This window comes from Nocardia sp. NPDC051787 (assembly GCF_040681325.1).
Classification (GTDB): domain Bacteria; phylum Actinomycetota; class Actinomycetes; order Mycobacteriales; family Mycobacteriaceae; genus Nocardia.
The window spans coordinates 29,048-49,813 of sequence record NZ_JBFAYO010000009.1; the positions used below are offsets into that span (position 1 = coordinate 29,048).

Sequence of the window (20,766 nt, forward strand, 5' to 3'; positions counted from 1 at the left end):
GCGCCGCAGGCGCTGCAATCAAACACAGCTCAAGGTGACCGGGACCCCGTTGAAGACGGCGTTGCCAGACGGCACGTCGACTACCGAATCATCGGTGAGCACATTGGCGTTGACCCCGGCGTGTGCACGGGCGACAGTTTGCGCGCTGTCGACGTGGCCCCAACCATGCGGCAGACTCACCACCCCGGGCATGATGGCGTCGGTCGGCTCCAGCGGAACCGTCAGCGTCCCGGCGGCGGACTTCACCACGGCCTGGTCGCCGAGTCCGAGCCGCTCCACATCGGCGGGATTGATATGCAGCGTGCAGCGATTCGATCCGCTGACCAGCGGCGCGATGTTGTGCATCCAGCTGTTGTTGGACCGCAGCTGGCGTCGCCCGATCAGCACGATCTCCGGTGCCGCGTCGCCGAGCCGCTCGCGCATCCGCGCCACGTCGTCGAGCAGCGGCTGCGGCGCCAGATCGACCTGCTTGGTAGCCGTCCGCAATACGCCTGGCAGCCGCGGCCGCAGGGCGCCGAGGTCGATGCCGTGCGGGTTGTCCAGCAATACTCGCAGGTTGAGCGTGCCGCCGTTCCATTCCCCGTACGGGCCAAGGCGCAGCATCAGGTCGATGCGCTGCTCGGTGCTGTTCTCGCCGATCAGCTCGCCACGCCGGTCCGCGAGCCCGGCTTTGTGCAGCAGACCCGCGATAACCAGTTCGTCCACGGCGGTGAGCGGGTCGACGCCGTCGGATCCGTCGTGTGGCCGTCCGGTCAGCGCCGCGGCCAGGCGGGCCAGGACGGCGGGCTCCGAAGGCCGGTCGCCCAAGGGCACCAGCGGACGCGAATAACGGGTGTAGTTGCGAACCGCGAACTGCAGCAAGGCGAAATCGTAGTGCGGCGATTGCGTCGGCCGTGGCGGCGGCAGGATCACGTCTGCGTGCCTGGTTGTTTCGTTCACGTACCGATCCACGCTCACCATGAAGTCCAGCTGGGCGAACGCGGCGTCCAAGCGGGCGCCGCTCGGCGCGGACAGCACCGGGTTCCCTGCGACCGTCACCAGCGCGCGGATCCGTCCCTCGCCCGGCGTGGTGATCTCGTCGGCGAGCGTCGCGACGGGCAATTCGCCCATGGCCTCGGGCAGCTCGCGAACCCGGCTGGTCCAGCGCCCGGTGCGAAACGGCCTGGTGCGGGGGATGCCGCCCGCGGCCGCCGTGGCGAACATGGCGCCGCCGGGAGAATCGAGGTTGCCGGTCAGCGTGTTGACCGCGTCGACCAGCCACTGTGTGATCGTGCCGAACTCGGCGGTGCAGGTGCCGATCCGGGCATAGACCGCCGCGGTCGGCGCCGCGGCGAGCTCGCGGGCGAGGCGCACGATCGTCGACGCGGGCACCCCCGTGCGGACCGCCACCGCCTCCGGGTCGAATACCGCCGCGGCCGCGCGCAATTCGTCCAGTCCGGTGACCTCGAGGCGGACCTTGGTCAGCTGCTCGGCGAACAGCGTGTGCACGATGCCGAACAGCAGGTACGCGTCACTGCCCGGACGGATGAACAGGTGCTCGTCGGCCAGTTTCGCGGTGCGTGTCACCCGGGGATCGACCACGACGAAGCGGCCGCCCCTGCCCCGCAACGTCTTCAGCCTGCCGGGGAAGTTCGGTGCGGTGCACAGCGAGCCATTGGATTCCAGCGGGTTCGCCCCGAGCATCAGCAGATAGTCGGTGCGGTCCAGGTCGGGTACCGGCACGGTCAGCGGGTCGCCGAACATCAGCCCACTGGCCACCTGTTTGGGCATCTGATCGGCCGTGCTCGCGGAGTAGATGTTCCTGGTGCTCAACGCGCGCAGCAGCATCGGTACGTACAGCGTGCCCGCGACGGTGTGCGCATTGGGGTTGCCCAAGTAGGCCGCCGCTGACTGGTTTCCGTGCTCGGCCACGATGGCGGGAAATCGCTCGGCGATGTAATCGAAGGCTTCGTCCCAGGACACGGTGCGCCAGGTGTCGCTGGCGCGGTCGCGGATCAGCGGTTCTGTCACCCGGTCCTGGTCCTCGTCGAGATGGCCGAAGCTGGCCCCCTTCGGGCAGATGAAACCCTTGCTGAAGGGATCGTTCCGGTCGCCGCGAACCGCGGTTACATGGTCGTCGGCGTCGAGGGTGAGTTCGAGTCCGCAGACCGCTTCGCAGAGCGGGCAGGTCCGCAGCAGGGTGCGCGATTGCGTGATCGGGGCCATACCCCATCTTGGCGTCCGGCGGTGGAACTGAAAAGAGAACGCTCGATATCCGCAACGCCGAACGACCGGCACCCGGCGGCGCTCTGGGTTGGGGAACCAGAGCGCCGAGACGGATACCGGTCGCAAACAGGCCGGTCAGCGCGGTCCCGGCCCGCGATCAGCAGGTGAATTGGATCTCGGACGTGTTCTTCAGCAGGCGATGGTCAGCTTCGCGCGGCGCGACGCGCGCGCGGCGCGGACGGCGGCGGCGATCGCGACGACCGGCGGCACCCAGCGAGCCTCGGCGGGCGCGATACCCCAGTGGGCCGAGCCGGCCGAGAGCTGGGTGGGCGGCAGCGGGATGCCCGCGCCGTCGCTGTACACGGTGGCACCGGCCTCGCGCAGCGCCTGCAGCGCCATTGCGGCCTTGCGGACACCGGTGACCAGGTGAATCTCGCGACGCTCCGCGCCGGGGATCTCGATCACCGGACCGGACAGGTTGTTGGCGCGCAGGAAGCGGCGGACCTCGCCGACCAGTTCGCCGGTGACCTCGATGCCGGACAAGTCGTCGTCGGTAATCAGGCTGAGACCGTTGGCCGTTTCGGCGACCGTCCATCCGCGCTGGTTGTAGTCCTGCGCAGCGGCGGTCATCTCGGCCGCCGAGACGGAAGTCGGAAACGTGGTGCGCACTGTCTTCTCCATTCCCCGGTAGATCTCTGGGTCCTGCATTCATGGGTCGTATCGCCGGTGGCCGCTTGGAGCGTTACGCGATCTTCGGAACAAATTTCCGGAGTGTCGCCTAGGTCTCATTTCCGAGAGGTCCGACCGTGTGCCGCCGAGCGTCCCGCCGTGGCTCGCAGTTGTTGCTACGCAGCCACTTTCGGCCGCCGACCTGAACACTCGCTGGGTCGAAGCAGTGAAACTGCTGGGGACTGTGTGATTGATGTTGCATGCGCGAAAACTTCCCGGTCCTTCGCGTTTCCGGGCTGGATCGCGCCGCCGCGAACGAGGAGGATTCTCGGCATGAGCGAGCGCAGCGAGCGAACAGTGGACACAGCCGAGCGCAGCGAGCGAACAGTGGACACAGCCGAGTACTCGCTCGTGCTGGAGCCGAGCGTCGGCGAGGCGCAGGCATGAGCGTCAGGCCGGGAGGCGATGAATCGAACGACACTGGGGTGCCCGCCGGCGGCGGGCAGGCGGAGGAGTTCGAGGCCGAGTCGCGGTGGATCACGTGGAAGGCGGCCGAGCGGTCCTCCCGCGACGAGTCCGACGAGGAACTCGCCGAGCCGTTCGGCAGCCCGCGGGCGTTCATGCAGTGGAGTGAGGCCGCCGCACGCGCCCTGCTCGACGTACAGTTCCATCGCCCGGCCACCCGCACGCTGCTGCCGCTGGCCTACATCCTCGGGCTGGTCTTCGCTTTCGCCGTGCCGATCGCGCTGATCATCTCGATGTGGCGGGTATCGGCGGTGTTCGGCGTGCTCGCCGCGCTGCTCGGGGTTCCGCTCGGTCTGACCATCGCGGCCGCCGTGCGCCTGATGCTCGAATTCCTGGTGAACGCCTCGCGTCTGGCGACCAGGGTGGAGCACATCAGCGAGCTGGCCGACAATCTGTTCCAAGCTCTTGCCGACGTGGCGGAGCCGGTCAACCAACTCTCCGAAGACGTTCGGGCGGTGCAGTTCTGGCGTTTCCGCAAACGCACCCCGCGCAGGTAGGCAGCGCGAAACGCGTTGCATGGAGGGCGTTTGGCGCCGAAGTGACACCGACCTGGCTGAGACACGCACAGTGACCGGTGTCAGTTTCGCTGTGAACAATGCTGGTCGGACACCCTCGAACATCCACCGCGAGTGTCCGAGAAGGTGGGCCGCGCCGCCGACCGGGACGTGATCGGTCGTAGCGCGGTCGGTGTACGGCTAAAAGGGGGGAAGTATGGGTCTACCGCAGGGGACCACTGGTTCGACCATGCCGCGGCGGCAACTCGGCCGCAAGCTACGCGATCTGCGCAATCGGGCCGGGATGACCACGCGGGTGGCCGCGCAGCAACTGGAGTGGTCGGAGGCGAAGATCTGGCGGATCGAGACCGGGCAGACCTCGCTGCGCGGTCTCGACGTCGAGGCGATGTGCAAGATCTACGGCGCGCCGCCCGAACTGCTCGAACCGTTGACGGCATTGGCGCGCGACACCAAAGCAAGGGGGTGGTGGACCGCCTACGGCGACGTCATCCCGGAGGGCTTCGAGGTCTATATCGGGCTGGAGGAGGCGGCCGCCCGGCTGTCCACCTACGAGAACGACCTCGTGCCAGGCCTGCTGCAGACCGAGGGGTACACCCGCGCGGTGCTCGCGGCGTCGCATCCGGAACTGTCCGCCGACGCTGTCGACCGCCGGGTGCGGCTGCGTCAGGCCAGGCAGGCGCTGGTCACCCGCGCCGACGCGTCGCTGCGTTTGGACGTGCTGATCGACGAGGCGGTGCTGCGGCGGCGCATCGGTGGCCCGGCGGTGACCGCCGAGCAGCTCGATCACCTGCGCCGCATGTGTGATCTGCCGAACGTCCGAATTCGCCTGGTACCCAGGGATTGCGGGTATCACGAGGGCATGAGCTCGGGCCGGTTCGTGCTGCTGGAGTTCCCCGAGGCTGGTTCCGGTGAGCTACCCGAACCCCCCGTGGTATACGTGGAGGCGTTCACCGGATCGATCTACCTGGACAAAGAGCACGAGATCACGCGCTTCCGCGCGGCTTTCGCGAGCATCGAGGAAGTGACGGTCGACGCGCGCGCGAGCATCGAGAACGTGCGCGCGTCGCTCGGATAGCGCCGCGGGGTCAGCACTTCGGCGGGCCCGGCAACTCCCACGTTTCGTTCAGGACGGCCCGATGGGTGGGCCGCGCCTGCTCGTGGACTTCGCGACCCTTGTCGGTCAGGCAGACGAACACGACGCGGCGGTCTTCGGCGCACATGGTGCGCCGTACCAGGCCGTCGCGCTCCAACCGGGCCACGGCGCGCGACAGCGCGCTCTGGCTCAGGTAGATGTCGCCGGCCAGATCGCTCATGCGGTAATCGCCGCAGTTGGCGTCGACCAGCCGGTCCAACGTCTCGAATTCGCTGAGTCCGATGCGATGCCGGGCCTGGAGCGCTTTCTCCAGCGCACAACTCACCGCCGCGTGCCGATCGAGTAGCGCACGCCACTCTTCGACCAGCGCGCCGGTGCGCCGGCCCGCGTGCACAGTGGACGGCTTCGACATGGCCCTATCTTAGTGGCCCAGGCCATCGTATGCAACTGCATTAGATGTGTTGGCATTTAATGCATGCGCATGTAATGTCCTCCGCATGACTTCACCAGCAACGCTCTCGGCCGCCTCGGCGACCGATCCGACCAGATGGTCCATCCGGCTTTGGGGCATGCTGATCACGCTGTGCATCGTGCTGTTCCTCGACGGTCTCGACGTTTCGATGATCGGTGTCGCGCTGCCGTCCATCGGCGCGGAACTCGATCTGTCCACCTCCACCTTGCAGTGGCTGGTCAGCGGTTACGTGCTCGGTTACGGCGGTCTGCTGCTGCTCGGCGGACGCACCGCCGACCTGCTCGGGCGGCGCAAGGTCTTCCTGATCGCTCTCGCGGTCTTCGCCATCGCCTCGCTGGCCGGTGGCCTGGTCAGCTCCGGTCCGCTGCTGATCCTCACCCGGTTCGTCAAGGGCCTGGCCGCCGCATTCACCGCGCCGACCGGCCTGTCCATCATCACCACGAACTTCGCCGAGGGACCGGCCAGGAACAAGGCGCTGTCCATCTACACCGTGTTCGGCGCGGGTGGCTATTCTATGGGCCTGCTGTTCGGCGGCCTGATGACCGGTGTGGGCTGGCGCTGGACGTTCTTGCTTCCGGTGCCGATCGCGCTGGCCGCGCTGGCCGCCGCCTACGTGCTGGTTCCGAAGGACAAGCCCGCCGAAGAAGGCGGCCACGACCTGCTCGGCGCGTTGCTGTCGACCACGGCGATGCTGCTGCTGGTCTACACCGTGGTTGCCGCGCCGGAAGCGGGCTGGGCGTCGGCGCGCACTGTCGGCTCATTCGTCGCGGTCGCGGTGCTGTTCGGCGGCTTCATCGCGGCCGAGAAGCGAGTGCGGTACCCGCTGGTGCGCTTGGGCATCCTGCGCAAGGCCTCGCTGGTGCGGGCCAGTCTCGCGATCGTCGCGGTGGCGGGCTCCTACTTCAGCTGGCAGTTCATCGTGACCCTGTACCTGCAGGACACCTTGGGCTGGTCGCCGCTGAAGCTGGCGATGGCACTGCTGCCGGTCGGTCTGCTGGTTGTGCTTTCGGCGTTCTTCTCGGACAAGCTGGTCGATCGGTTCGGCACCGGGCCGGTGATCGCGATCACCTTGGTCGTCATGGCCGTCGGCTACCTGCTGTTCCTGCGGCTGGACACCACGCCGTCCTACCTGACGATGCTGTTGCCCGCGGTGCTGCTCATCGGCATCGGCTGGGTCGGCTTCCCGGCCATCAACATCCAGGCCACCACCGGCATCGATGACGACGAGCAAGGCCTGGCGGCCGGTGTGCTGCAGACGTCCATGCAGGTCGGCGCGGCCATCGTGCTCGCGGTGACCACGGCGATCATCGCCTCCGGCGCGCACGCCGACATCTCGGCGGCCGGGATGCTCGACACCTACCGCCCCGGTCTGGAGTTCGCCGCGGGCGTGTCCATTGTCGGCGCGCTCGTCGCCCTGCTGGCCTTCGCACCGAGATTCCGCAGGCAGGAGCAGGCGGCGCGAACGAAGGAACTGGAACTCGTCGGCTGACCGCCGGACGCCGAAGCGCCGTCATCGCACCGGGTGGCGGCGCTTCGGCGTATGCGGCTGCCTCGCCTGCGCTCGGCCCGGCGCGGGCTTCGGACGGACTACGTCCGGCAGCGTCTTTTATGCGGCTGCCTCGGCCTGCGCTCGGCCCGGCGCGGGCTTCGGACGGACTGCGTCCGGCAGCGTCTTATGCGCTCAGGAGAACGGCGGGGCCACAGTGTCTTTCGCGGAACGGACGAAGGTCAGCTGCTTGCCGTCGCGACCGACCCGCGGCCACTCGATGCCAAGTGTGGAGTCGAACGCATCGAGGTCCCGGTCGAACTCGGGCTGGTACTCCAGCGAGCACAGGTAGGTGACCGTCGACCCGTCCGCCAGCGAGAGGATCGCGTGCCCTAGACCCTCGGACAGGAACACCGACCGCCGGTCGACGTCGTCGAGCAGCACGCTGTCCCAGCGCCCGTAGGTCGGCGAGCCACGGCGCAGGTCCACGACCACGTCGAGGAACGCGCCGCGCACACAGGTCACGTATTTCGCCTGACCCGGCGGATCCTCGGTGTAGTGGATGCCGCGCAGCACCCCGGCCGCCGAGACCGAGCAGTTCACCTGCCGCAGGTCGAACGCCCGTCCGGTCGCCTTTTCGAACTCCGAGGCCTTGAATCCTTCGAGGAACATGCCGCGATCGTCGCCGTGCTGGCGCGGGGTGACCACCCACGCACCCGGCACCGCGAGTTCTCGGAACTCCATGCTCACCAGTCCCGTCCGCGTTCGAGCAAATCGAGCAGGTAGCGACCGTAGCCGGAGCGGACCAGCGGTTCGGCGAGCGTGCGCAGCTGCTCGTCGTCGATGAAGCCCATCCGCCAGGCCACTTCCTCCGGGACGCCGATCTTCAGGCCCTGCCGCTCTTCGATGGTGCGCACGTAGTTGGCCGCGTCCAGCAGTGAGTCGAAGGTGCCGGTGTCCAGCCACGCGGTGCCGCGGGCCAGCACGTCCACGCGCAGCCGACCCTGCTCCAGGTAGGCGCGGTTGATGTCGGTGATCTCGTACTCGCCCCGCGCCGACGGACGCAGCGATCGGGCGATCTCGACGACGTCGTTGTCGTAGAAGTACAGCCCGGGAATCGCGTAGTTCGAGCGGGGCACCTTCGGCTTCTCCTCGATGGACACCGCGCGTCCTTCGGTGAACTCCACGACGCCATAGGCCGTCGGATCCGATACCCAGTAGGCGAAAACCGCGCCGCCGTCGATCCCGTGGAAGCGGCTGAGGCTGGTGCCGAGCCCGGGGCCGTGAAAGATGTTGTCGCCGAGCACCAGTGCGGCGCACTGGGTGCCGATGTGGTCGGCGCCGAGGACGAAGGCCCTGGCCAGGCCGTCCGGCTCGGGCTGGACCACATAACTCAAGTCGAGGCCGAACTGGCCGCCGTCACCGAGCAGCCGCATGAACGCGTCGGCGTCCTCCGGTGTGGTGATCACCAGAATGTCCCTGATCCCCGCGAGCATCAGCGTGGAAAGGGGGTAGTAGACCATGGGTTTGTCGTAGACCGGGACCAGCTGCTTGCTCACCCCGCGCGTGATCGGGTGCAGCCGGGAGCCGGTGCCGCCCGCCAAGATGATTCCGCGCATGCTTGGAGTCTGCCAGTTTCGCGGCGCCGGGATTCGATGAGGTTCCGAGTAGTCGTCAATTCGATTACGGGCGTTTCACTTCCCCCTGCTTCAGGCGATTCTGTTGCGTAGGTCACTTGTGCACGATGTTCTGACAAACATCGTGTGAGATGTCAGCGCCGACAGCTCGCCTGGGCGACCTCGGTCCGGTCGTGACTCGGCGCGCCAGTGTGAGGTAGGTGCGCGATGTCCGACCTTGACGCCCAGTTCGGACGCCGGCATGGTGTGCGAGCCGCGGCCGCAGACGGCGAGCCCGGCGTGGTGATGAATCCGGAGGGCCCCAGCGCGCAATCGCGCTTGTTGTTGGCGGCGTGCATGGGTGTGGTGCGGCCCGTGTTGCGGACGTTCCCGGTCACCAAGGCGACAATTCCGATCGGCGCCGCCACGGTGAACGGGCTGGCATGGCTGCGGCCCGAGCCGCGCGGCATCGACCGCGAGCAGGTATCACTCAATGGCTTCCACTTGGAGATCATCCGTCCGGCAGGCGCCGCGCGTGCGCTGCGGCACGGCGCGCTGCTCTACACGCACGGCGGCGGCTTCGCGATCTGCAACACCCGCAGCCACCGGCCGATCGCGGCGAGCCTGGCCCGCCGCACCGGACTTCCGGTGGTCAACGTCGAGTATCGCCAGTTGCCCGGTCGGCGCATCGAGCAGTCGGTGCGGGACTGCCTGACCGCATACCGATGGCTGCTGCGCCACGGTGCGAATCCCGCCCGGATCATCTTCGCGGGCGATTCGGCGGGCGGATACCTCGCTTTCGCGACGGCACTGCGCGCGTTGGCGGCGGGACTGCCCGCGCCCGCCGGGCTGGTCGGATTGAGCCCACTGCTGGACCTGGACTACGGCGCGAAGCGGGACTACGTGAACGTCGCGCGCGATCCGTATATCCCGCTTTCGGCGTTGGAGGCGGTGGTACGCATCGGCGCCGAGGTCGACGGTGTGCTGGATCCGGCCCTGTCACCGGTGAACGCGGCGCTGTCCGCGCTTCCTCCGGTGCTGCTGATCGCCGCCGAGGACGAGGTGCTGCGGTTCGACTGCGAGTTGATGACGCAGCGGCTCACCGCGGCGGGCGTGCCGAACGCGCTGGAGCTGTGGCGTGGCCAGGTGCACGCCTTTATGAGCATGGCGCCGAACCTGCCGGAGAGCAGGGCGGCGCTGGCGCGGGTTTCGCGGTTCGTGCGGGCCCGGATCGAGGACGAACAGCAGGCTCGGACGGCCTGACCGCCCGGCCTCTCCGAGGCGAGCCCCGCCCCGTATCCGGACGGGACGGGGCTCGCGTCCGTCTGGACTCGTTCGACCGGGGCAGGTCCGACTTGGCTGCGCAATCAAGATTAAATTTCCAAATCGAAGTTATCCAACTTCGTCAGGGCACGTCAGAGCCTTGCAAATAGTTTTCATTCCGTATTTGTTCAGCATTTATTCATCTGCGCTATAGCGGCCATGAATAGCGCCGAGCCCCACCGCGCGGTTGCGCGGCAGGGCTTGACGTTGGTCTTCAGTTGTGTGCGTTCAGCCGTTGATTACTTGGCCGGCGCGTTGAACGGCTGGTTGACCGTCGAGAAGTACTGGATCGCGGCGAGAATCGCGACCGGAGCGGTCACGAACAGCTGACCGGCCAGGGTGCCCAGGAAGCCGACAGCGGCCGCACCGGCGATGCAGCCGGCGAGCGGGCCAGCGCCGAACAGGCCGAGCAGCGGCCCGGTCAGGACCAGGCCCGCGCCGGCGCCCGCGACACAGCCGAGGGCCGCGCCGCCGAGACCACCGACCAGGGTGCCGAAGGTGGCGCCCATGCCGATGGTGTCTTTCAGGCGGTTGAACGCGGCGACCTCACGGTCGTACTCGGACTTCCACGGCGCCTTGTCCTCGTACGGAAGGGCGACGGGCTTGTAGACCGCGTGCTCCATGTCGAACTGCGGGGTCAGGATGGCGGTGCGGTCGGAGATCTCGGCGGCGATCGGGAACTCGAAGTCGTCGACGCGGAACTTCAGCTCGGTGCCGGCCAGGGTGGCTCCGTTGGCGGCCTTGATCTTGAACACGCCATCCTCGTTGACCAGCGAGCCGGCGTCGGTCTTGATGATGGTCGACGTCGGGGTGGCGCCTGCGCTCCAGTTCACCACGCCGCTGTCGGCTTCGGTGTCCGGAGCCGCGTTGACGGTGCCGGCGGTGACGCCGAGAGCGGCGATCAGCAGTGCCGACGTCGCGGCGAATTTCCTCATCAGCATTTTGTTTCGAACCTCGATCTGAAGCGTTCGGAGGGGACTAGACGAGCAAAATCTAGACCAGCTAACGAGTGGTGAACCCGTTGTGACTGTTTATTCAAATTTTGTTCACCATGCGGACTCGCGGCTCGGTGGGGTTCCGGAAATGTGGGCGCTGACCGGGGTTTTCCGCAACAAACCAAACCCGCGGTTCTCATCGATGGGAATCAAGTGAGATGAAGGTCACAGATCGAAATCCTGGATAGCCCTCGGCGTCATGGGATTTCGAGTCCGTCGTCGGCGGGACCGTACCCCACGTAGAGTCATGGGGTGCGATTGCTCGTCACCGGCGGAGCCGGATTCATCGGCGCGAACTTCGTCCAGCAGACCGTGTCCGACCATCCCGATACGACCGTCACCGTCCTGGACGCCTTGACCTACGCCGGGAACCGGGCCTCGCTCGATCCGGTGGCCGCCCGCATCGACTTCGTGCACGGCGACATCGCCGACCTCGATCTGGTCGACGAGCTGGTCAGCGGCGTCGACGCGGTGGTGCACTTCGCGGCCGAGTCGCACAACGACAACTCCCTCGCCGAGCCATGGCCCTTCGTGCAGACCAATATCGTGGGCACCTATTCGCTGCTGCAGGCCGTGCGCCGCCACGATGTGCGCTACCACCACGTGTCGACCGACGAGGTGTACGGCGACCTGGCGCCGGACGCTCCGGCGTTCACCGAGACCACGCCGTACAACCCGTCGAGCCCGTACTCGGCCACCAAGGCATCGAGCGATCTGCTGGTGCGCGCGTGGACCCGCTCGTTCGGTGTCCGGGCTACGATCTCCAACTGCAGCAACAACTACGGGCCCTACCAGCACGTAGAGAAGTTCATCCCACGTCAGATCACCAACCTGATCGACGGGGTGCGTCCCCGCCTCTATGGCGCGGGGGACCAGGTGCGCGATTGGATCCATGTCGATGACCACAATCGCGCGGTGTGGGAGATCCTGCGCCGTGGCCGGATCGGCCAGACCTATCTGATCGGCGCCGATGGGGAATTGGACAACAAGTCCGTAGTGCGCCTGCTGCTGGAGGAGTTCGGGCGGGATCCCGGCGACTTCGACCACGTCACCGACCGGCCCGGTCACGACCAGCGGTATGCGATCGACGCGACCCTGCTGCGCACCGAACTCGGCTGGCAGCCGCGCTACGCGGACTTCCGCGCCGGATTGGCGGCGACCATCCAGTGGTATCGGGACAACGAATCCTGGTGGCGGCCGATCAAGGCCGACACCGAGCGCGCCTACCGCGAGGCGGGAGAGCGGACGCTCAGCGCGGCCGGAGACTGAAGCGGCTCGAATGCCCTTGCGGGTGAGCCCCGGACGACGGTGTGGTTCGCCGCCGTGGTCCTCGACCAGCACGTGATCACTGTGGCGGTCGGGATCCGATCGGTCGGACGTGAAAGAACCCCGCCCGTGCGGGTGCGCGGGCGGGGCTCCGGTTCGTTGTCAATTGTGCGCGTCGAGTGGCGGGTTACTTCGCCGGCGGGGTGAACGGTTGGTTGATCGTCGTGAAGTACTGAATCGCGGCGCCGATCGCGACCGGGGCGGTGACCAGCAGCTGGCCCGCGACGGTGCCGAGCGCGCCGACCGCGATGATGCCGCCGAGGCAACCGATGGCCGCGGCCGGGATGAACGGGCCGAACAGGCCGACGATCGTGGCGGCGGCGACGGTGGCACCGGCGATGCCGCCGAGCACGCAGCCGACCGCGGCGCCGCCGAGGCCGCCGACCAGGGTGCCGATGGTGGCGCCGGTCGAGATGGTGCTGGTGAGGCGGGACCAGGCGGCCTGCTCACGGTCGTACTCGGACTTCCACGGCGCCTTGTCCTCGAAGGGAAGGGCGACCGGCTTGTAGACCGCGTGGGTCTTGTCGAGCTGCGGGGTGAGGGTGGCGGTCCGGTCGGAGATGTCGGCGGCGATCGGGAACTCGAAGTCGTCCACGCGGAAGGTCAGCGGCGTGCCGGCGACCACGCTGCCGTTGGGCGCCTTGACCTTGAAGACGCCGTCCTCTACGACCAGGGAACCGGCGTCGGTCTTGATGATGGACTTGGTATCGGTGGTGTGCGCGGTGAAGTTCACCGCGCCGCTGGCGGCTTCACCGGCCGGGGCCGCGTTGACGGTGCCGGCGGTGACGCCGAGGGCGGCGATCAGCAGTGCCGACGTCGCGGCGAATTTCCTCATCAGCATTTGTTCGGAACCTCGATCTGAAGCGTTCGGGGGACTAGACGAGCAAGAACCTAGTCGAAGAGTGGCCAGATCGTGACGTGTCCGTGATTGACTATTACTTGATCTTGTGATTGACGTGGTGCCGAATTCCTACGGCCACTTGGGGTTCCGTGCTACGCAACATGCTGTTCACGCAAATTATGTGATGAACATCACAGTAGATCGGCGGAATCGTCAACCTCGATCTGCAAATGAGCAGGTCAGCGGCATCTCGGTGGTGTCCGTCTCGCGGCCGATTCGGACCACGGCAACTCCTTCCTCGCGATGGGAGCGCGGCGCCCGCCTTCCCCCGGCACCTAGAAGTCGTCGGCGGAGCTGCTGAGTGATCGGCGATATGCGCTCGACCCGGCTGCGCACCCAACGCGGTTGGCGGCCGCGTTACACAGCCTTCCGCGTCGGACTTGCGGCGACCATCCAGTGGTATCGGGACAACGAATCCTGGTGGCGGCCGGTCGGCTTCGATGGTGGCGTCCGGTCGAGTCCGGAATCCAGCGTGCCAGAAGAGCGGACGTTCAGCACGGCCGGAGACGGAAACGGCCGCGGTGCCCGGGAACGAATCCCATGCGCCGCGGCCGAATGACGTTGCCGCTCAGCCCCACACGATGGTGTAGTACTTCGCCGCCGCCGCGATGAGCGCCGCGCTCGTCGTAACGAGCACGGTGACGGCCGGACCCACCGTCGGCGTCTTCCCCGCGGAATCGGTGAGCCGCAACGGCATCCAGCGCAGTAGAACCGCGAACGCGACGATCGCCAGCGGCACGAAGTAGCGGCCCTGCACACCGTCGACGATGTAGTAGCCGACCGGCGTGAACGACATGTAGAGCGTCACGTAGATCATCGCCACGCTCGCCGCCACGGTTAGCGCGACGATCAGCGTCCGGCGGAAGGCGGGGGCGTCCATCCGCTCGGCGACGCCGAGGCTCACCGCGAACGCGAACAGGCAGGCCAGCATCGAGAGGGCGGGAACGTCGACGTAGGCGAAACCGAGCTCACCGAAGAACTGGCTGAACCAGCGCTGGTCGCGCAGCGCGATGCTCTCCCCGAACACGTGCACGAACTCCGGCGGGTCACGGAGGATGCCGCTGAGCTGGTCACCGGGACGCACAGAGTGCCACTGGTGTTGTGGCCGCATCAGTCCCATGCCGTCGCCGGTCGGCGCCGCGATCTTCATCCACACCGCGAAAGCGAGCGCGCCCGTCGCGGCGAAGACCCATGGGATCCAGCGCTGCCAGCCGCGGAATCCGAAACGGTCGGCGGGCACCAGCACGACGAGCAACGCGAGTAGCACGTACGTGGGCTTGCTCACCGGCAGCAGGATCGTCGCGGCAAGCAGCGCGCCGGTCTCCGCCCGGCCCAGCCGCTCGCCGAGGAACAGCGCCTTCACCAGCAGCGCGGAAACCAGGATCGCCAACGCATTGGTCATGGTGTCGGCGGTGACCGTGCCCGCCTGGAATACCGCGATCGGCAGCACCGCGACGGTGAACGCCAGCCACTGCATCCGGTGCGCGCGCAGCGCGTACAGGCCGAATCCGACCACCGCGAGGTAGGCGGCCAGCCCGGCGAGCCGGGTGAGCAGGAGCATGCCGCCGACGTCGAGCCCGAGCAGTTCGCCGAGCCGGATGCCGCTCGCGGCCGGGATATAAGGCACCGGCGAGTAGGCGGCGGTGTTGGTGAACCACACCGGATCGGTGGCGTCGGAGACCGCGGCGCTCGTCAACTGGTCGTAGCGGGCGGGGCTCTCCACCATAGGGTCCGGCTCGTCCGGGTTGGTGGTGTAGTCCTTCAGGGCGTAGCCCATCAGCCCGGTGATACTGGACGGAACATCGCCGCCGTAGGCGATGCCGCGGTCGTCGTGGATCCGCTGCGGCAGGAATCCGCCGTGCGCGACCTGGTAGGCGCGGCCGAACTGGGTGATCTCGTCATGACCCCAGAACGGCGGGGTGAGAACGGTGAACAGGGTACCGAAGATCGCCGCGAGCACGGTGAAGGCGATCGTGGCGCCGCCGAGACGCGCCACGGCTCGGCGCGCGAAGCTCGGCACGGACCGGCCCCCAGGGGTCGCCGGATCGGTCGCCGGTAGTGGTGCGGTGTCGGTCACGGGTAGCGGCGCGGTGTCCGCGGGAGGGGCCAAATCGTTGTCCGGCGTCGCGGTTCGACCCGCCGATGTCGTCAACGCCCGGCTCCGCCGTCGCGCGCGGCATCGTCGTTGCCGTTCCGGCGCTGGTCGTCCGCGCCAACCGCCGTGTACCGCAGGTAGACCAGGCGCGCGGCTTCGTGCCTGGAACGCCGGATGCCGTCCAGGATCAGGCCCGCGGTCCAGGCCAGGCTGCCCAGCAGCAGCAGGGTGAAGCCGAGGAACAGCGTCGGGAACCGCGGCACCTCATGGGTGTTGTAGAACTCCACGACGATCGGGATGGTCAGGATGATCGAGACCAGCCAGCTCAGCGTGCCGAACAAGCCGTAGAACGCGACCGGCCGCTCATGCCTGGCCAGCCCGATGATCAGGGCCAGAATCCTGAACCCGTCGTGGTAGGTGCGCAGCTTGCTCTCGCTGCCCGCGGGACGGTCCCGGAAGCCCACCGGCACCGCGGTCCGCGGCACCCGCAGGTGCAGTGAATGCACGGTGAGCTCGGTTTCGATCTCGAACTCGCGGGAGACCGCGGGGAAGCTCTTCACGAAACGGCGGGAGAACACCCGGAAGCCGGAGAGCATGTCCTCGACGTTCTCGCCGAACACCTTCCCGACCACGCCGTTGAGCACTCTGTTGCCGGTCTCGTGTCCCGCGCGGTAGGCCGAGGCGCCCTCGTCCTGCTTGCGGACGCCGAGTACGTGGTCGTAGGGGCCGTCCAGCAGGGTTTTGATCATCAGCGGCGCGGCCGACGCCTCATAGGTGTCGTCGCCGTCGATCATCAAGTAGACGTCGGCCTCGATGTCGGCGAAGGCGCGGCGCACCACGTTGCCCTTGCCCTTGGTGTGCTCGTACCGCACGATCGCTCCGGCCTCGCGGGCCCGCTCGGCGGTGGCGTCCGTGCTCAGATTGTCGTAGACGTAGACGACGATGCCCGGCACAGCGGCTTGCAGGTCGGCAACGACCTTGGCGACCGAAGCCTCTTCGTTGTGACACGGAACCACTGCGGCAATACGAAGCTCGGTGGAGTCCACCCCGGTCAATCCTCGCGATCGGTGCTGAATGTGGGAACACGGGGAGGGTACAGGGAACCCACTGCCGATGCGTGGCCGACCTCACCGGGTGTGGGGGCGGATTTTCCCCTCACGTCCGGTTCGGCCTGGCTGCGGTACCGTCGGGCCGTGCCATCCCGTGAGTCCACCGCGCCCGTAGCCGACCCCGCGACCCAGGAGACCGGATCGCTCGTTCGCACGGTGCTCACCGCGCTGCGGCGAGGCGGCGCCTTCCTCGTCGTCGGCGCGATCGGGTTCCTGGTGGACGCTGGCACGTACAACCTCCTGGTGTTCTGGGGCGGCGAGGGCCTGCTCTATCACTACCCACTGCCGGCCAAAATCATCGCGATCGCGGTGGCCACGGTGGTGACCTACTTCGGCAACAAGTGGTGGACCTTCGCCCACAAGCAGACCGGCAACCCCGGGCGCGAGTATCTGCTGTACGCGGTGTTCAACGTCGTCGCGATCGGCCTGCAACTGGGCTGTCTCGGCTTCTCCCGCTATGTGCTCGACCTGTCCACTCCGCTGTCGGACAACATCTCCGGCACCCTGATCGGGCAGATCGTGGCGGTAGTGTTCCGCTATTGGGCCTACGACAAATTCGTCTTCACCGGGGCTCGCGAGGATACGGGCAACACCGCGGACAACGAATCGGCGAACCTTCAGCAATAGTTCGGGTAAGCGGCGGCGCGGCTGCACGGCGGGCACGGCGACAGGCCGGTTGATATCCTCACCCCCGCCGTGAAGGCATCCAGGGGCGTGTCTGTCCCGTCCGGCACAATGAGAATTTCGAGGATTTCATGGATCAGTCGGCTACCCAGGCCGTTACCGAAACAAACGATCGCTCGACGGCCGCTGACGCGCCTGCCGCACTGCGCGCCGACCATCGGGCGCCGGACCGTCTCGTGTTACAGCGCGGCATCTTCACCGGCCCGTCGGCCAGAGTGAGCGACGAGCTGTATGTCGTCGTCAAGGGCGGCTCGCATCGGGAACGTCTGACGTTACGACTGGACAAGGGCGCGACCGCGCACACCAACACCTACTTCGGCCGGTTCGCCGCCAGCTACTGGCAGCGCTGGACCACGGTCACCGAAGTGCGGGCCACCATGGTGCTCGACGTCGCCGCGAAGGCGAAGATCCGGCTGGTCGCCTCCGACATCGCGGGCCACCGCAGGATCATCGACACCACGCAGGCCGACGCGAGTGGCTCGGTGACGCTGACCGCCCTGCTCGACCAGTACGTCGACGGTGGCGCGCTGTGGCTGGAATTCGACGCCATCGGCGGCGCACTCGGCATCGCGGAACTCACCTGGACCGCTGTCGCACCGGAGCACGTGCGACCGGTCGCGATCGCCATCTGCACCTTCAACCGAGCCGAGGACTGCGCCGAGACCGTCGCCGCGTTGTCGTCCGACCCCACCGTGCTCGCGGCGATCGATGCGGTGTACGTGGTCGATCAGGGCACCGATCTGGTCCAGGACCGGTCGCGCTATCAGGAGGTTGCTCCGGTCTTCGGAGACAAGCTGCGCTACATCCGTCAGCCCAACCTGGGTGGCGCGGGTGGTTTCACCCGCGGTCTATACGAGGTGTCCGCCGTCAACGAGCACGCCGACGTCATCCTGATGGACGACGACATCCTGTGCGAGCCGGAGACGGTGCTGCGGCTCAACGCCTTCGCCAACCTGACGGTGGAGCCGATGTTGGTCGGCGCGCAGATGCTGTTCCTGCTCAACCCCGACTACCTCAACGTCGGCGCCGAGGAAGTGCACCTGCACCGGCTGCGGCACGGCCAGCGGGTACCCAAGGCGCTGCGCAACACCAGCATGCTGAAGAAGAACCAGGAGCGCCGCGTCGACGCGGGCTACAACGCCTGGTGGACCTGCCTGATTCCGGCCGAGGTGGTCGCGAAGATCGGGCTGCCGATCCCGATCTTCTTCCAATGGGACGACGTGGAGTACGGCATCCGGGCGCGCGAGCACGGGTTCGTCACCGTCACGCTGCCCAACGCCGCTGTATGGCACGCGGACTTCTATTGGAAGGACTACGACGACTGGGCGCGCTACTTCAGCACCCGCAACTCGCTGATCGTCGGCTCGCTGCACGCGGAGCTGGACGCGAAGGAGATCACCCGCAAGCTGTTCCGCGAACTGTCCGAGCAGTTGGTCGCGATGCAGTACGGCCTGGTGCACACCACATTGCAGGGCATCGAGGACTTCCTGAAGGGTCCGAAGGTCTTGCAAGACGGCGGTATCGAGGCTCTCGCCGCCGCGCGCACCAGCCGGGGCGACTACCCCGAGACGATCAAGCACCCAGCGGCGACCCCGCCGGTCCGCTCGGCGGACATCCAATTGCGCCGGGCGGGTGGGGAACCCAGCCGCGTGACGCTGGTGCTGCTCAAGCGCGCGATCAACCAGTGGCTGGGCCGCACCCAGCCCGGCATCATCGGCGTAACCAGGGAGGACGCCTACTGGTGGCATGTCTCGCTGTTCGATCACGTGGTGGTCACCGACGCCTCGCAGTCCGGCGTACGGGTGCGTAAGCGGGACAAGGCCCGCGCCCGTAAGCTGCTGCGCCGCACCCTGCGCGTGCTGCGCCGTCTGCGCCGGGAACTGCCCGCCGTGCAGGCGCAGTACCGCGCCGCCATGCCGGAACTCACCAGCCGCACCAATTGGGAACGTCTGTACGGTAGCTCCCCCGCCTCTCCGCGTACTTAGGCCGTACTAGTCGGAGAATTGGCGGCCGCGCACCTCGGGGGGAGGTGTGCGGCCACCGCTGCTCACAAGAAGAGGTCGGTGGTCAGCTCGGCGTCGCCGGGGGTGACGCGGTACTTGTCCAGGTCGGTGATGCCGTGGGCGGCGAGGACGTCGTCGTCGATGAAGAAGTTGCCGGTGGTCTCCTTGCCCGGCGAGGTGAGCACCAGGTAGGCGGCGTCGGCGTAGATGTCGGGGGTGCGCGAGGTGGCGACCATCTCCTCGCCGCCGAGCAGGTTCTTCACCGCGGCGGTCGCGATGGTGGTGCGTGGCCACAGCGAGTTGACGCCGATGCCGTCTCCCTTCAACTCCTCGGCCAGGCCCAGCGTGGTCAGCGACATTCCGTACTTCGCGATGGTGTAGCCCAGCGCCATGCCCGCCCACTTCGGGTCCAGGTTCAGCGGCGGGGACAGGGTGAGGATGTGCGGGTTGCGTCCGGCCTTCGCCGATTCGCGCAGGTGCGGAATGCTCAGCTTGGACAACAGGAAGCTACCTCGGCAGTTGATGTCCTGCATCAAGTCGTACTTCTTCATCGACAGCGCATCGGTGGGCGACAGATCGATCGCCGAGGCGTTGTTCACCACGATGTCGATGCCACCGAACCGCTCGACCGTCTGCCGCACGGCCTCGGCCACCGACTCGTCGACGCGGACATCGCCGACGAACGGCAGCACCTGCCCGCCCGCGTGCTCGAGTTCCGCGGCGGCGGTGTGGATGGTGCCGGGGAGCTTGGGGTGCGGCTGATCGGTCTTCGCGATCAGGGTGATGTTGGCGCCGTCGGCCGCGGCCCGCTTGGCGATCTCCAGACCGATGCCGCGGCTGCCGCCGGACATGATCATCGTCCGCCCCGCTAGCGGCTTGGATCCCGGTTCCGTCATGTGACCTGCTCCTTCGTGTGTGCCGCGGACAGGACGCCCGCGGCGTCGCGCGCTTGCACACTAAGCGTAAACCCCGGTCATATGCAATCAGTTGCATAGGGCCTGCGAAGAAAGGGCACCGGTATGCCGGTGCCCTCTCTTGTTCAGAGCGACGCGAGCGCCAGGATGTTCAGCAGGATCATCAGCCCGGTGAGCGCCCAGACGATGTACAGGAACACCATGCCCGGCGCCTTCTGCGGAACCGGGCCGATCGCACCGTTGAGGAAGATCACCACGGGCGCCTTGTAGTAGAAGCGCGTGGCCTGACCCTCGGCGATCGGCACCGTCACATTGGCCGGGCCCATGTCGAACAACCATGGGGTGGTGACCCGGACGTGGTACTGGCCGGGGCCGACCGGAATGTGGTTCGCGCCCCAGCGGGTGTTGGGCACCCGCTGGCCGTTGATCAGGATTTTCGGCTTGGTCAACGCGAGCAGGAACGCCCAGACCGAGTACGAGGCATCGATGGTGATGCCGGGCGGATCGGCGGGCTGGCCGTAACCCTGCGGCTGCCCGAACTGCTGCGGCTGACCGAACGGCGCGGGTTGGCCATAGGGCTGCGGCTGGCCGTATTGCGATGCCGGCTGGCCGAATTGGGGTGCGGGCTGCCCGTACGAGGGCTGCCCGGCCTGCGGTTGCGCGAGGTGCGGTTGGCTCGGATGCTGCCCCGCGGGCGGCGGCGCGTACTGCGCCGGCGCCTGCGGGGACGGGTACTGGCCGACCGGCGGCTGCTGACCGAACGCCGGCTGCCCAGGCCATTGCCCGGGTTGCTGGCCATGAGGCGGGTACCCGCCGGGGTGACTCATCTATCCCT

General features: G+C 67.5%; 18 protein-coding genes and 1 pseudogene. 8 read left to right on the forward strand and 11 right to left on the reverse strand.

From position 1 onward, the window contains the following. Window positions 1-18 precede the first annotated feature (18 nt). Entirely contained in the window at window positions 19-2,205 is a 2,187-nt protein-coding gene (locus AB0M45_RS11855) for a molybdopterin-dependent oxidoreductase (protein ID WP_364326308.1), read from the reverse strand. A gap of 189 nt (window positions 2,206-2,394) precedes the next feature. Next, window positions 2,395-2,913: a hypothetical protein gene (locus AB0M45_RS11860; RefSeq protein WP_364326311.1), complete on the reverse strand. Its 519-nt coding sequence runs from the start codon at window positions 2,911-2,913 to the stop codon at window positions 2,395-2,397. A gap of 404 nt (window positions 2,914-3,317) precedes the next feature. Between AB0M45_RS11860 and AB0M45_RS11865 the strand changes: the two genes are divergently transcribed. Next, complete coding sequence (locus AB0M45_RS11865) at window positions 3,318-3,896, forward strand: DUF4282 domain-containing protein (protein ID WP_364326314.1); 579 nt, start codon at window positions 3,318-3,320, stop codon at window positions 3,894-3,896. Window positions 3,897-4,110: 214 nt separating this feature from the next. Further along, window positions 4,111-4,989 (forward strand): helix-turn-helix transcriptional regulator, encoded by an 879-nt coding sequence (locus tag AB0M45_RS11870; protein WP_364326317.1) that lies wholly within the window; start codon window positions 4,111-4,113, stop codon window positions 4,987-4,989. 10 nt (window positions 4,990-4,999) lie between these two features. On the opposite strand, the gene AB0M45_RS11875 is transcribed toward AB0M45_RS11870, so the two are convergent. Continuing rightward, window positions 5,000-5,419, reverse strand: a complete 420-nt coding sequence (locus AB0M45_RS11875; protein WP_364326320.1) for a MarR family transcriptional regulator — start codon at window positions 5,417-5,419, stop codon at window positions 5,000-5,002. 85 nt (window positions 5,420-5,504) lie between these two features. Here AB0M45_RS11875 and AB0M45_RS11880 point away from each other — a divergent pair, with 85 nt between their 5' ends. Beyond that, window positions 5,505-6,968: an MFS transporter gene (locus AB0M45_RS11880; RefSeq protein WP_364326323.1), complete on the forward strand. Its 1,464-nt coding sequence runs from the start codon at window positions 5,505-5,507 to the stop codon at window positions 6,966-6,968. 192 nt (window positions 6,969-7,160) lie between these two features. Here the strand turns inward: AB0M45_RS11880 and rfbC are convergent, their stop codons facing one another. Next, complete coding sequence (rfbC, locus tag AB0M45_RS11885) at window positions 7,161-7,709, reverse strand: dTDP-4-dehydrorhamnose 3,5-epimerase (RefSeq protein ID WP_364326779.1); 549 nt, start codon at window positions 7,707-7,709, stop codon at window positions 7,161-7,163. A 2-nt stretch (window positions 7,710-7,711) separates the two neighbouring features. Further along, window positions 7,712-8,584: a glucose-1-phosphate thymidylyltransferase RfbA gene (gene rfbA, locus AB0M45_RS11890; protein ID WP_364326326.1), complete on the reverse strand. Its 873-nt coding sequence runs from the start codon at window positions 8,582-8,584 to the stop codon at window positions 7,712-7,714. 225 nt (window positions 8,585-8,809) lie between these two features. On the opposite strand from rfbA, the gene AB0M45_RS11895 reads away from it, so the two are divergent. Continuing rightward, the gene (locus AB0M45_RS11895) at window positions 8,810-9,844 is read left to right on the forward strand and encodes an alpha/beta hydrolase (protein WP_364326329.1); all 1,035 of its coding nucleotides are present in this window, start codon (window positions 8,810-8,812) and stop codon (window positions 9,842-9,844) included. Between the two features lie 299 nt (window positions 9,845-10,143). Here the strand turns inward: AB0M45_RS11895 and AB0M45_RS11900 are convergent, their stop codons facing one another. Further along, on the reverse strand, window positions 10,144-10,845 hold the full coding sequence (locus tag AB0M45_RS11900; protein ID WP_364326332.1) for a hypothetical protein: 702 nt from the start codon (window positions 10,843-10,845) through the stop codon (window positions 10,144-10,146). A 306-nt stretch (window positions 10,846-11,151) separates the two neighbouring features. Here AB0M45_RS11900 and rfbB point away from each other — a divergent pair, with 306 nt between their 5' ends. Further along, entirely contained in the window at window positions 11,152-12,168 is a 1,017-nt protein-coding gene (gene rfbB / locus AB0M45_RS11905; RefSeq protein ID WP_364326335.1) for a dTDP-glucose 4,6-dehydratase, read from the forward strand. 184 nt (window positions 12,169-12,352) lie between these two features. Here rfbB and AB0M45_RS11910 read toward each other — a convergent pair whose 3' ends face one another. Beyond that, the gene (locus tag AB0M45_RS11910; protein ID WP_364326338.1) at window positions 12,353-13,066 is read right to left on the reverse strand and encodes a hypothetical protein; all 714 of its coding nucleotides are present in this window, start codon (window positions 13,064-13,066) and stop codon (window positions 12,353-12,355) included. Window positions 13,067-13,439: 373 nt separating this feature from the next. Between AB0M45_RS11910 and AB0M45_RS11915 the strand changes: the two are divergent. Further along, window positions 13,440-13,685, forward strand: a pseudogene (locus AB0M45_RS11915) (dTDP-glucose 4,6-dehydratase); the annotation flags it as partial. A gap of 9 nt (window positions 13,686-13,694) precedes the next feature. On the opposite strand, the gene AB0M45_RS11920 reads toward AB0M45_RS11915, so the two are convergent. After that, window positions 13,695-15,278: a DUF2142 domain-containing protein gene (locus AB0M45_RS11920; RefSeq protein ID WP_364326341.1), complete on the reverse strand. Its 1,584-nt coding sequence runs from the start codon at window positions 15,276-15,278 to the stop codon at window positions 13,695-13,697. Continuing rightward, window positions 15,275-16,267 carry a glycosyltransferase gene (locus AB0M45_RS11925; protein ID WP_364326344.1) on the reverse strand — a complete coding sequence of 331 codons (993 nt, stop codon included), beginning with the start codon at window positions 16,265-16,267 and terminating at the stop codon, window positions 15,275-15,277. The genes AB0M45_RS11920 and AB0M45_RS11925 overlap by 4 nt, the downstream gene beginning before the upstream one ends. A gap of 147 nt (window positions 16,268-16,414) precedes the next feature. On the opposite strand from AB0M45_RS11925, the gene AB0M45_RS11930 reads away from it, so the two are divergent. Next, window positions 16,415-16,957: a GtrA family protein gene (locus tag AB0M45_RS11930; protein WP_364326348.1), complete on the forward strand. Its 543-nt coding sequence runs from the start codon at window positions 16,415-16,417 to the stop codon at window positions 16,955-16,957. A 128-nt stretch (window positions 16,958-17,085) separates the two neighbouring features. Beyond that, a complete protein-coding gene (locus AB0M45_RS11935) occupies window positions 17,086-18,999 on the forward strand; it encodes a glycosyltransferase (RefSeq protein ID WP_364326351.1) in 1,914 nt (637 codons plus the stop codon). 62 nt (window positions 19,000-19,061) lie between these two features. Here the strand turns inward: AB0M45_RS11935 and AB0M45_RS11940 are convergent, their stop codons facing one another. Then, window positions 19,062-19,913, reverse strand: coding sequence for an NAD(P)-dependent oxidoreductase (locus AB0M45_RS11940; RefSeq protein ID WP_364326354.1), 852 nt, complete (start codon window positions 19,911-19,913; stop codon window positions 19,062-19,064). Between the two features lie 143 nt (window positions 19,914-20,056). Next, on the reverse strand, window positions 20,057-20,758 hold the full coding sequence (locus AB0M45_RS11945) for a hypothetical protein (RefSeq protein ID WP_364326357.1): 702 nt from the start codon (window positions 20,756-20,758) through the stop codon (window positions 20,057-20,059). Window positions 20,759-20,766: the final 8 nt, after the last annotated feature.